Source organism: Actinomadura sp. GC306 (assembly GCF_004348665.1).
In the GTDB taxonomy this organism is placed as follows: Bacteria; Actinomycetota; Actinomycetes; order Streptosporangiales; family Streptosporangiaceae; genus Spirillospora.
This window is the reverse complement of record NZ_SMKM01000207.1, coordinates 1-12,002: the sequence shown is the minus strand read 5'-3', so window position 1 is coordinate 12,002 and position 12,002 is coordinate 1. Positions and strand designations below refer to the sequence as shown.

At 73.6% G+C, this 12,002-nt stretch carries 9 protein-coding genes; 7 read left to right on the top strand and 2 right to left on the bottom strand.

Annotation, left to right across the window (positions count from 1 at the left end):
* Window positions 1–442 precede the first annotated feature (442 nt).
* The 3 genes from E1200_RS24330 (at window position 443) to E1200_RS24320 (ending at window position 2,966) form a co-directional block, all read left to right on the top strand.
* A complete protein-coding gene (locus tag E1200_RS24330) occupies window positions 443–1,462 on the top strand; it encodes an SseB family protein (protein WP_165950442.1) in 1,020 nt (339 codons plus the stop codon).
* The gene (locus E1200_RS24325) at window positions 1,459–1,827 is read left to right on the top strand and encodes a hypothetical protein (protein WP_131954393.1); all 369 of its coding nucleotides are present in this window, start codon (window positions 1,459–1,461) and stop codon (window positions 1,825–1,827) included. Before E1200_RS24330 ends, E1200_RS24325 begins: the two co-directional genes overlap by 4 nt.
* Before the next feature lie 110 nt (window positions 1,828–1,937).
* A complete protein-coding gene (locus E1200_RS24320) occupies window positions 1,938–2,966 on the top strand; it encodes a hypothetical protein (protein ID WP_207933521.1) in 1,029 nt (342 codons plus the stop codon).
* Here E1200_RS24320 and E1200_RS24315 read toward each other — a convergent pair whose 3' ends face one another.
* On the bottom strand, window positions 2,967–3,782 hold the full coding sequence (locus E1200_RS24315) for an RNA methyltransferase (RefSeq protein WP_131954391.1): 816 nt from the start codon (window positions 3,780–3,782) through the stop codon (window positions 2,967–2,969).
* Between the two features lie 263 nt (window positions 3,783–4,045).
* Between E1200_RS24315 and E1200_RS24310 the strand changes: the two genes are divergently transcribed.
* The 3 genes from E1200_RS24310 to E1200_RS24300 all read left to right on the top strand — a co-directional run bounded on the left by E1200_RS24310 (window position 4,046) and on the right by E1200_RS24300 (window position 9,812).
* Window positions 4,046–6,316, top strand: a complete 2,271-nt coding sequence (locus E1200_RS24310; protein WP_131954390.1) for a substrate-binding domain-containing protein — start codon at window positions 4,046–4,048, stop codon at window positions 6,314–6,316.
* Window positions 6,317–6,636: 320 nt separating this feature from the next.
* The gene (locus E1200_RS24305) at window positions 6,637–8,124 is read left to right on the top strand and encodes a sigma-70 family RNA polymerase sigma factor (protein ID WP_131954389.1); all 1,488 of its coding nucleotides are present in this window, start codon (window positions 6,637–6,639) and stop codon (window positions 8,122–8,124) included.
* Between the two features lie 215 nt (window positions 8,125–8,339).
* On the top strand, window positions 8,340–9,812 hold the full coding sequence (locus E1200_RS24300; protein ID WP_131954388.1) for a sigma-70 family RNA polymerase sigma factor: 1,473 nt from the start codon (window positions 8,340–8,342) through the stop codon (window positions 9,810–9,812).
* Between the two features lie 56 nt (window positions 9,813–9,868).
* Here the strand turns inward: E1200_RS24300 and E1200_RS24295 are convergent, their stop codons facing one another.
* On the bottom strand, window positions 9,869–10,951 hold the full coding sequence (locus E1200_RS24295; RefSeq protein WP_131954387.1) for a phosphotransferase family protein: 1,083 nt from the start codon (window positions 10,949–10,951) through the stop codon (window positions 9,869–9,871).
* A 430-nt stretch (window positions 10,952–11,381) separates the two neighbouring features.
* Here E1200_RS24295 and E1200_RS24290 point away from each other — a divergent pair.
* The coding region (locus tag E1200_RS24290) for a hypothetical protein (protein ID WP_207933520.1) at window positions 11,382–12,002 on the top strand (621 nt) is incomplete at its 3' end.

Here is a 12,002-nt window from a genome sequence, read left to right as displayed (position 1 = left end):
AGACGCCCCGGCGGCCGGCATGCCCGAGGTCCCGGAACCGGATGCCCCGGCACCGGACGCCCCCCTCCACGACCGGCCCGCCCCGGGGCCTCCGGTGCCTGACCTGCCCGGCCCGCCGGACGCGCCGGCACCCGGGACGGCCGACGTCCCCGACCCCGGCGCCGCAACCGTCGAACGCGGCTTCGTGGGCCCGCCTCCGTCGTCGCCCTCCCCGGGGCCATTGGAGCCCCAGGGCGGTCAAGCCGCGCCTGGGCCGACCGAGGCTGGACCGTCCCAGGAACACCCGCTGCCGGACGCACCCGCGTCTCCTGCTCCGGCGCCGGATGCGTCCCACGCGTCCGCGTTGCCGGGGCCTTGGGGCGGCGAAGGTCAGGCAGAGCCGCCGCAGGACGAGCCTCAGGACGCGCATGCGGAGCCGGAGAGCGAACCGGGCCCCCGTCCCGTGGACGAGCCGGAGGAGGCGTTCGAGCCGGGGAACCGGATCGACCAGGAGCTGTACGACGCGACGCTGGGCGGCGACTCGGACGCGTTCCTGCGCGTGCTGCTGAACGCGAACGTCCTCGTGCCGATCCCCGGGGACGCGCCGCTTGAGGTGACCCCCGTCCAGCGCGATTTCCGCTGGGACGCGGCGCTGCGGGACGAGGGCGCCGTGCAGGTGTTCACGTCGCTGGTGCGGCTGCGTGAGGTGATGCCCGAGACCAGGTTCGTGTACGCGGACTTCCGGGAGCTCATCGGCGCGTGGCCCAGCGAGGACTGGACGATGCTGCTGAACCCGGGGACGCGCATCGGAGCGTCCCTGCGCGGCGACCAGGTGCGGTCGCTCAGCGAGTGGGCCGTGCGGGTGGGGCTCGTCCCGGCGCGGCCGGAGGTTCCGCTGCCGCCGCCCCGGCGGGAGGCCGCGGCGCAGGCGGCGCCCGGCGACCTCGACGACAGCCTCTCCTCGCCGACCATCATGCAGAAGGTCGTGCCGCACGGCCACGTCGCCTGGTACCTGGAGCAGGGCTACGACCGGGTCGGCGGGTTCGTCCACTCGACGGGCGACGTCGCCGAGCTGCAGACGCCCGTCCAGCTGTACGAGGCGCTGGGCCTCCTCTACGAGGGCTCCCCGTTCGCGACGGGCGACGAGGGCGTGTACGTCATCCGGTGGCCCGCCTACTGCCCGGACCTCTACCGCATCCCGTTCGGGGGGCGGGACGAGGAGGAGATGTCCGCGTGGGGCGAGGCCGGCTGGGTGATCGAGCGGGCGCCGTTCGCGGGCACCGGCTTCGCGCCGGGCAGCGCCGGGTCCATCCGGGAGTACAAGGTGGACAGCGTCCGCCTCCCGTTCGGGGCGGAGATGTACTACCTCGGCCGGGACCGGTCCGAGCGGTTCATCGCCATGTACGACCCCGACCGGCTCGCCTGGCTGCGGCCGGAGCCGAGCGGCGACGCCTGGGACGGGCGGACGGAGGCCGCGCAGTGATCCGCGACGGGTACATCGCGCGGTGGCTCGGCCGCGACTTCGAGGCCGCGCCGGGCGCCGACGGCGAGGTCCGGCTGTACACCCCCGGGCCGACGGACGGCTTCGAGGAGCTGCGGCCCGGACGCTACCGCCGCATCGTCCCCGCGTCCGAGGTCGAGGACCTCCGCTACGTCCGGACGACGTGCCGCTGGCGCGCCGAGCGGTTCGTCATCGTCGGCGAGCACGAGGGCTGGCTGCGGGTCGAGTACACCGGCGGGCGGGCCCCGGTCGCCGAAGGGCTGGGCCTCGACCGCATCGACCAGGGGGTCTGGCAGGCATGGGCTCCCAGGTCCGAGGTGACGGACGTCCGCGAGGAGTTGATCTAGTCGCGGACGGGGGTTGATTCGACCCGCGAATCCGTGGTCGCATGATTTCGGGACGATCTCCCGGGTACAGCGAAACCGCCCAACGGCGATGCGACGGAGGTGCTGCGGCAGTGCTCTGCCGATCAGCGGTGAAGCCGGTCTTTGTCGGACTCGGCACGGCCGCCATCCTGGCCGCCGGCGGCGCGTCCGCCGTCGCCGCCGCCGACACACCGTCCCCCTCCCCCTCGGACTCCGTGGCGCAGGGCGAACTCAGCGTGATCGTCTCCACCGCGCCGGAGAAGCCGAAGGCCGGAGAGACCGTGGACGTCACGGCCACGATCAAGGCGACCGGCGGCCCCGTTGCCGCGGTGCGGATCAAGGGCCTCACCACGACTCCGGAGGCGGCGACCCTCACCGGGGCATGCAAGGACTTCGATTCGGAAGCCTGTTCGGCGGGAGACCTCACCGACGGGGAGGACGCCGTCTTCGCATGGGACCTGAAGGCCCCGGAGAAGACGGAGAAGGTGGAGATCACCGTCACGGTGGGCGCGGCGGAGCTCAAGGACATCACCGGACCGGCGAGCGTAGCCTTCCTGCTGCCTTCGCCGACTCCGACGCCCACGGAGACGAGCAAGCCGCCGAGTTCCTCGAAGCCGCCGGCGAAGAAGCCGACCGGGACACCGTCCAAGAAGCCGAAGCCCTCGGACTCCGCGTCCGGCGGGGACGGCGGGTCGAGCGGCGGCTCCGGCGGTTCCTCCGCCGGCGGCTCCGGTTCCGGCTCCGGTTCCGGTTCCGCGGGCGGCGCGGTGATCTCTCGGGGCGGGGTCGTGCCGCCGCAGCCGAACTCGTCGTTCGCCCCGCCGGACCCGTCGGTCGCGCTGCCGCCGATCGAGCCGCCGAGCCCGTCGGTCGCGCCGAGCCAGGGCGCCCCGGTGACGCCGCAGAGCCGGCTGCAGGGCAACGAGGCGCCCGTCGCGCAGGACCTCACGTTCGAGCGGATGGCCAGCACGCAGGCCGCGTGGCTGGCGGCGCTCCTGGTGGCGTTCTCCCTGCTGATGACGCAGCTGCGGCTCGGCAGGCGGCCCGTTCCCGCCGGGGCGGCGGCCAAGCGGGCGAAGGGCGCGCACCGGCGCCCCCGCAAGGGCGTGTTCGGCAAGTGATCAGCGGGTGAGCGCGTAGCAGGCGATCGCGGCGGCGGCGACCACGTTCAGCGAGTCGACGCCGCGCGCCAGGGCCGTCTCGTCCATCGGGATCCGGACGCGGCGGTCGGCCTCGTGCAGCCACCGTGACGACAGCCCGTCCCCTTCCGAGCCGAGCAGCAGCGCCCTGCGGCCCCCGCCGGCGGGCACCTCGTCCACGGGCGTCGCGCCGGCCGCGGGCGTGAGGGCGAGGAGCTCGAAGCCGCGCTCCCGAAGTGCGGCCAGCCCGTGGTGCCAGTCGGTCATCCGCGCGTACGGGAGGGCGAACACCGCCCCCATCGACACCTTCACCGCGCGCCGGTACAGCGGGTCCGCGCACCGCGGCGCGAGGACGGCCGCGTCCACCCCGAGCGCCGCCGCGCACCGGAAGATCGCCCCGATGTTGGTGTGGTCGACGATGTCCTCGCAGACGATGACGCGGCGGGCGGTGGTGAGGAGGGCGTCGACGGGCGGGAGCGGGAGGCGTTCGAGGGACGCCAGGGCGCCGCGGTGGACCTGGAAGCCGGTGACCGACTCCAGGACGGCGTCGTCGGCGATGTAGACGGGGGCGTCGAGGCCGGCCAGGACGTCGGCGAGCGGCTCGGCCCAGCGGCGGGCCATCAGCAGGGAGCGGACGGGGTGGCCCGCGGCGACCGCGCGGCGGATCACCTTCTCGCCCTCGGCGACGAACAGCCCGTGCTCGGCCTCCAGGCTCTTGCGGAGGTTCACATCCCGCAGCCGGACGTAGTCGGCGAGGCGCGGATCGGCGGCGGCGGAGACGGAAACGAGGCGTGCCATGGCCCCAAGTCTGCCGCTGAAACAGGGTCCGGCCGTCCGGTTCCGGCCATCTGCGCGGGGCGCCGGGCAGGTTTCCCGAGGTGGTCGCGGCGGACCGTTCCACCCCGTACGCAGGGCGTGATGATCCGCGCGAATGCCAGGATCGTTGGGTCATACGCTCATGACCTGCGTCATTATCAGTTTTGAGTTCTTTGTAACCTCTAGTTCGTACTACTACAGTGCCGTGGAACATCGGCGGGTTTCTGGTGAATCGAGGGCAGGCCATGAGCGGACGTCACCGCAATGACATCCCCGATGGGGCGGGGGAGGGCGGGTACGACCCGTCCCGTCCGGTCTTCGGTCCCGCCAACGACGGGTCCTCCGACTGGTTCGGCGCTCGTGACAGCCAGGGCCAGCCGCTGGCGCAGCCGCCGGCCGGGCCGCGCGGCGCGCCCCCCGGCAGGGGCGCCGCGCCGGGGGCGTCCGGTGAGACCCCGCAGTGGTTCACGCCGCGGCAGTCGGGTGAGCACCCCGGCTACGGCCGCGGCGGGTACGGCGGTGCGCGGGACGGCGGCCGCCGCCCCGGGGAGCCGATGTCCGGGAGCCCGCAGGGCCCGCCGCCCGGCGCCTCCTCGTCCCCGCTGGCCGGGACCGGGTACAGCGAGTACGACTCCATCCGCAGCTCCGACGGCGGCCCGTCCGGGTACTTCGGGGGGCCGGGCGACTCCGGCGGCTACGGCGGGTCCGGTGGCTCCGGCGGTTCCGGCGGTTCTGGCGGTTCCGGCCGCGAGTCCGGTGGTTACGAGTACGGGCGGCGCAAGCGCAAGCGCAGCACGACCGCGCTGATCGGGCCGATGGCCGGGGCCGTGGGCCTCGCGCTGCTGCTGGGCGTGGGCGTGTACGCGTTCGCCGAGAGCGGCGGCTGCACGGGCGACGACGCGCTGAACCTGTCGGTCGCGGCGGCGCCCGACATCGCGCCCATCGTGGAGAAGGCCGCCAAGCGCTTCAACGACAGTTCGCAGGAGGCGGACGGCAAGTGCGTCCGGGCCACGGTGAAGAAGGTCGAGCCGTTCTCGGTGTCGACGCTGCTGTCCGGGCAGGGCGTGGCGAACACGGCCAACGAGCGCCCGGACGTGTGGATCCCCGACTCGTCGCTGTGGATCTCGCTGGCGCAGGCGGGCGACGACGGTGAGAAGAAGGCCATCGCGCCGACCAAGACCTCGGTGGCGACGAGCCCGATCGTGGTGGGCCTGCCGCAGTCGCTCGCGCTGCAGCTGAAGAAGCAGGGCATCACCGCGAGCCCGTCGTGGGACAACCTGCTCAAGGCCGCCGGCGGCACCGCGGGCGGCGCGGTCACCAAGAACCAGATGATCCCGGCCGGCACGGTGCGGCTGGTCGTCCCCGACCCGATGCGCAACGCCGCGGGCATGGGCTCGCTGATGGTCACCAGCACGCTGCTGGCGAACGACCCCAACCGCGACTCGATCTTCACCGGCATCGTGCGGACCGTCCGGGAGAGCACCGTCCCCAACGTCGACGCGGAGTTCGAGGCGTTCAGCAAGAGCAGCGGCGGCAAGAAGCCGATCTCCCTGTCGTCGGAGCAGGCGCTGTGGAGCTACAACCGGACCAAGCCGCAGGAGCCCGCGGTGGCGCTGTACCCGCTTGAGGGCACGCTGTCGATGGACTACCCGTTCACCATCACCAGCCAGGACGCCGCCAAGCAGAAGGCCGCCCGCCTGCTGGAGAAGGCGCTGGGCACCGAGGCCACCCGCACCGACGTCCACGCGGCCGGCTTCCGCACCCCGGACGGCAAGGCGCCGGAGGGCTTCGACCAGAAGGCCGGTGTCAGCCCCGCCCGCCCGCGGCAGCTGCCGACGCCGAAGAGCGAGGACGTCGCGAAGGTCATGCAGGCGTGGTCGAAGCTGTCGCTCGGCCTGCGCATGCTGACGCTGCTCGACGTGTCCGGCTCGATGCTGGAGAAGGTCGCGCCGGGCTCGAACGTCGACCGGATGCAGGCCATCGCCCAGATCTCGCAGGGCGGCCTCAGCATGATGTCGGACGACACCGAGCTGGGCCAGTGGGTGTTCTCGACGAACATGGACGGGGACCTGCCCTACAAGACGACCGTGCCGATCGGCCCGCTCGGCGAGCGGATCGGGTCCACCACCCGGCGCGGCCTCGTCCTGTCGTCGCTCAACACGATGCGGCCGAAGCCGACCGGCGACACCGGGCTGTACCGGACGATGCTCGCCGCGTACAAGATGATGAACGACACCTACAAGCCGGAGTTCGGCAACTCGATCCTGCTGCTGACGGACGGCCGCAACGACGACGACGGCGGCCCGTCGCTGCGGAGTACGCTCGCCGAGCTCCGGGAGATGCAGGACCCGAACAAGCCGATCCAGGTCAACATGATCGGGTTCGGCCAGGGCGTGGACGTCAACGAGCTGAAGCAGATCGCGGAGGCGACCAACGGCACCGTCCAGGTCGCGCAGACCCCTGAGGAGATCCAGAAGATCTTCCTCAAGGCGCTGTCCCGCCGCATCGACGAGTGAGCGGCGTCCGCTGACCGACCGGCACGACGACGCATCCGGATGATGACATTTACGTGATCATCCGGATGCGTCGGGTAGTTCTTGATTTTTTCTGGCTTCCGGTGTCAACCGGACGCCGCACCCGGCCGTCCAACCTGGTGGAGGCCCGACGGGGAGCGGGGCCGTCGGGCCTCCGACTACCTTCCCTCCCTGATGCGTGACGGGAAGCGAGCCGGCCCGGAACCGGGCGGCGGACGAGCGCAGCGGCTCCCATCGGATCTTCCAGCCGTCCCCGAGGATGCGGACGAGAGATTCGCGAACACAGCCCGCGGGAGGACCTTGTGTCCGGTTGGCCCAGTTTCGATCGCGCCGAGGACGAGCGCCTGGCGCGGTCCCTGGCCGTGAACGACGCGAGCTCGCTCATCCAGGTCATGGACCGCTACGCGGCCCGCCTGTACGACTACTGCCACGCGCTGCTGCGCGACCAGGACCAGGCGGCGGGCGCGCTGCACGACGCGCTCATCGCCGCCTACGCGCACGTCCCCGGGCTGCGCGAACCCGACCGCTTCCGCGGCTGGCTGTACGCGCTCGTCCGCAAGGAGGCCATGCGGCGCCTCCGCGACCCGCAGCGGCCCGCCGAGCGGCAGGAGGCCCCGGAGGTCGAGGAGGGCTTCCTGGACGGCACGGAGCTCGCCGAGCGGCTGGAGGCGCGCCAGCTCGCCCACAGCGGCCTGGCGGCGCTGCGCGGGCGCGAGCGCGAGGCCCTCGACCTCATGCTGCGGCACGGGCTGGACCCCGGCGAGATCGGCGGCGTCCTCGGCATCGACGCGCACGAGGCCGCCGACCTGACCGGCCGGGCCCGCACCCGCCTCGACGGCGCGCTCACCGCCGCGCACATCGCGCGCAACGGCGAGGGCTGCGAAGAGGCGGCGGCGATGGCGGCCCAGGGCGGCTGGCCGCTGCCGCCCCCGGCCGTCCGCGCGCTCGCCGACCACATGGAGAGGTGCCCGGTGTGCGCGCAGCAGCGCGACCGGCCGGTGTCCGCTGCGCGGCTGCTGCAGGTGATGCCCGTCGCGATGATGCCGACCGATCTGCGCGGCCATGTGATGGCCACCGCCACCGACCCGTCGCTGGCCGCCGAGCTGGACGACATCGCCTACCACGCCGGCCCGTTCGACACCTGGGGCTGGCCCATCGACGAGGACGCGGCGCCCGCGAAGGCCGCTCCCAAACGGGGTACCCCGCGCGCACTCTGGCCCGTGCTCGCCGCCGTGGCCGCAGTGATGGTCATCGTGGCGGGGGCGTTCTTCATCATGCCGGGCTCTGACAGTGGGCCGAAGGCCCAGGGGCCCCCCGGGCCCGTCGCGTCGGCGCCCGACTCGGCCTTGCCGAGCGAGAGCGAGGAGCCCACGGAGTCTCCGACGCCCACCGAGAGCAGCACGCCGACGCCCACCCCGTCCACGACCACACCGACCCCGACGCCGACGCGGACCCGGTCGGCCCGCCCCTCCAGCCCGCGCCCGAGCGCCACACCCCCGCGGCCCGGAACCCTGCAGGTCGGCGGCTGCACGATCAGCGGCGCCGGCGCCGGCTCGTGCTCCTTTTCGGTGCGCGCCGTGGGGGGGACGGTGACCTGGAGGGTCGTGGACGCGTCCGACGGGCTCAGCGCCAGCGGCGGCGGTACGCTCGCCAGCGGCCAGAGGGGCGTGGTCAGCGTCAGCGGGACCTGCGTCCCGCCGGGAGGCATCGGGACGGTCCGGCTCTCGACCGGCCAGAGCGGCACGGTCACGCTCCTGTGCCCTCCCCCGGGAGGCGGCCCCGAAGACTGATCGCGAAACGTGATCTATATCACATTTCGGATATTGGATAGTCGGTCGACTAGGCCAAACAGCACATTGTGTACCGATTCCGTCACGGGCTTCGTCGCGTCCGCGAGAAATCCCGTCGACTTGGTGGCAAGATCAGGCGACCAGAGCGGCCCGGCAGGCGTCGGCGCTCACCGGGGGTTTGATCGACGACACCGATTTCGACTGGGAGGGTTCCCGTGGCCGGTGAGCCATGGCCCGGGCAGAACGACGACGTCAGGCTGGCGAACTCGCTGCGGGCCGGGGACGTCATCGCGCTGACCGAGGTCTACGACACCTACGCGCCGTTCCTCTATGACTACTGCCACGGGCTGCTCCGCGATCGCGTGGAGGCGGCGGGGGCCCTGCGCAACGCCTTCATCGCGGCCCGCGAGCACATCGACCGGCTCACCGAGCCCGAGCGGCTGCGCGGCTGGATGTACGCGATCGCCCGCAAGGAGTCCATGCGGCGCCGCGACAGCCCGAACCGGCACACCGGGCAGGAGGCGCCCGAGGCCGACGACGGCCTGACCGAGGAGCAGCTCGCCCGGCGGACGGAACGCCGGCTCCTCGCGCACAGCGCGCTCGCCGCGCTCAACGGCCGGCAGCGCGAGGCGATCGACCTGCTGGTGCGGCACGACCTGGACGAGGTCGACCTGTGCGGCATCCTCGGCATCCCGCTGGAGGAGACGCTCGGCCTCGTGGAGCGCACGCGCGCGGACCTCGCCGCCTCGCTGCACGCGGCCCTCATCGCGCAGGACCACTGGGAGGACTGCCCCGGCGTCGCGGCGCTGGTCGAGTCGTGGCCGCTGCCCCCGCGCGCGGCGCAGGCGCTCGTGCGGCACATCGCGGGCTGCCCGGCGTGCGCGGAGCTGCAGATCCCGGCGCTGCCGCCCGACCGGCTGCTGTCAGTGCTGCCGATCGCCGCGATCCCCCCGGACCTGCGGCTCGACGTGCTGACCGCCGCGACCGCCGAGGACCGCGCGGCCAACCGCCGCGCCATCGCCGCCTGGACCGAGCCATTCGACGAGTACGGCTGGCCGCTCCCCTACGAGCCGACGCCGACGCGGGCCCGCGAGCGCCCGTCCCGGCGGCGCGGGCGCATCGTCGCCGCCGCTGCGGTGGCGGTGGGCGCGGTGGTGCTGTCGGCGGGGGCGGTGTCGGCGTTCATCGGCGGCGGGCCGGACTCGTCCGCGGCCGCCCCGGCCCCGGCCGACAGCAGCGAGCCGGTGCCCTCGGGGCAGCCCGAGCCGACGCCGACCGACCCGTCCCCCACGGCCGCGTCGCCGTCCCCGACCAAGACGAAGTCGCCGTCGAAGACGCCCTCGCCGTCCGCCACGCCGTCCCGGACGGCCACGACCCGGCCGCCGTCCGCCACCCCGCCGCGGGACACCGACGAGCCCGAGCCCCCGAGGCGCGGGACGCTGTCGGTCGAGGGCTGCCGCATGGGCAACGACCAGGCGTGCACCGTCCGCATCACCGCCGTGGGCGGGACGGTGAACTGGCGAGTGGCCGGTACGTCCGGCGAGCTGGCGGCGGGCGGGGCCGGGCGCCTGGCCGCCGGCCGGTCCGCGGAGGTGACCGTGCGGCGCACGAACGTCTTCTGCTTCGGCGAGCGGAGCGGGTCGGTCTCGTTCTCCCCGGGCGGCTCCGCCCGCGTCTCGTACTGCTGAGGCGCCCCTTCCGGGGCGCCCCGCATCAGTCGGCCCGCATCAGCCGGCCCGCGTGCTCAGATGGTGCCGGTGTCCAGGGTGCGGTGCGCCCGGTCCAGCAGGACGGGGACGCCGGCGCCGATCTGGTCGAACCCCTCGCCGACGGTCGCCTTCTGCAGGTAGCGCGCGTGGATCCCCTCAAGGATCACGGCGAGCTTGAAGCAGGCGAACGCGACGTAGAAGTCGAGGTCGGCCAGGTCGTAGCCGGTCAGCGCCGCGTACCGCTCGGTGAACTCGCTCCGGGTGTAGAAACCCGGCGCCGCGGTGATCGTCGCGCCGACGGGCAGCTTGTCGGCGTCGGCGGCCTCGGCCCAGTAGACGAGCGTCAGCCCGAGGTCGGACAGCGGGTCGCCGAGCGTCGACATCTCCCAGTCGACCACGGCGGCGATCTCCGGCCGCGGCTCCAGCCTGGCGAGCGCGTTGTCGAGCCGGAAGTCGCCGTGGACGAGCCGCGCCGGCGCGTCGGCCGGGAGCCGCTCGGCGAGCCGCGCCACGAGCCGGTCGTACTCGGGCAGCTCACGGACGGTGCCGGTGGCGCGGATGGCCTCCTGGGACCCGTCCCACTGCTTGCCCCAGCGCTTGAGCTGGCGCGCCATGTAGCCGTTCGGACGCCCGAAGTCCGCCAGGCCGACGGCCTCCACGTCCACGGTGTGGATGGCGGCGAGCGCCTCCGCCAGCGCCTCGCTGAGGCCCCGCGCCTGCTCGGGCGTCATGTCCTCGGCGTCCTCGCGGGTCCGCAGGACGCGTCCCTCGACGAAGTCCATGAGGTAGAAGCGCGCGCCGATGACGTCCTCGTCGTCGCAGAACGCCAGCGTCCGCGGGACCGGGACCGCCGTCCCGTCGCCGAGCGCGGTCAGCACGCGGTACTCGCGGCCCATGTCGTGAGCCGTCGGCAGGACGTGCCCGAGCGGCGGCCTGCGCAGCACGATGCGGCGGCCGCCGTCCAGGGTGATCCCGTAGGTGAGGTTCGATCGGCCGCCGGCGATCAGGTCGATCGCCCCGATGCGTCCCGAACCGGGCAGCTCGCGGGCGAGCCAGTCCGCCAGGCGGGGGACGTCGATGCCGGGGACCCCCGGGGGAAGCGCTGCGTCAACGGTCATGACGCCCTATTAGAACGTGACTCGGTCCGCGTTGTGAACCCCACCCGGGTACCTGCGATCGGGTTGACACGATCTCCCGTCCACTTCCGGCCGATTTGCAGGAAGGGTTCACCCGGCGTCCAGCATGCCGCTGACGTGCGACGACGTACCGGCACCCCGCGTGCGACGTCCGATCCGGTGAGACTTTCAATGGAGAATGAGAACGCCAGGTGCAAGGGAAGGGGCCCCGGGGTACGCATCTGCACCGACAGCCGAGCACTGTGGTGTCACCTCGCCCGGAGGTCAGCGCCGTCATTCCCGGCCCATGACGGCGGGCTGGACTTTATACGTCCTGCTGGGCTATGAGAGTAGGACTAGACCATTCGGGACTAGACCGCCCGATTGGGGGGGACACACCGTGGCAGACGCATGGCTGCCGGGAGCCGGCCGCATGCCGGCGCGACAGGACGGCGGAGCTCTGCGAGGAGGTGCTCCCCGGGTCGTCTGGTGTACCGGCGACCACGATCCGCGCACCGTCTCCGCCCGCTCGGTGGCCGCCGACCTCCTCAAGGACGGCCGCCCGCCGCACCTGGTCTGGCATCCCGGCACCGGCGAGATCGTCCAGCTGCTGCCCGTCACCCGCGCCGCCCGGCTGCTCGGCGGGCGCGCCGGCGCGGAGGGCCGCCTCTGCGCGCAGATCATGGTCATCGGCCAGTCCCGGGCGCCGTTCACCGGCACGCTGCTCACCGGCGTCGAGACGATCGTCCAGTGGCTGGACGGCTGGGGCGTCCCGCGCCGCTGGCCCGCCGGGCCGCCGCTGCCGTCGCCGCAGTCGTACCACGCCGAACGCGCCCGCAAGGACTGGGCGCGCGGCGGGCACTACGGGGCGTCGCAGGTCCCGCTCCTCGGCCGCCCGGACCCCGGCGCCATCGACATCCGCCGCATCACCGGGCCCGACACCCCGGTCTCCCCCATCCCGAAGCCGCGCGCACCCCTTTCCGACGGCGCGGCCCCGGCGCACCTGCGGCCCCGGCCGCCGCGCCCGCAGGAGCCGGTCCGCCCGCCGCAGACC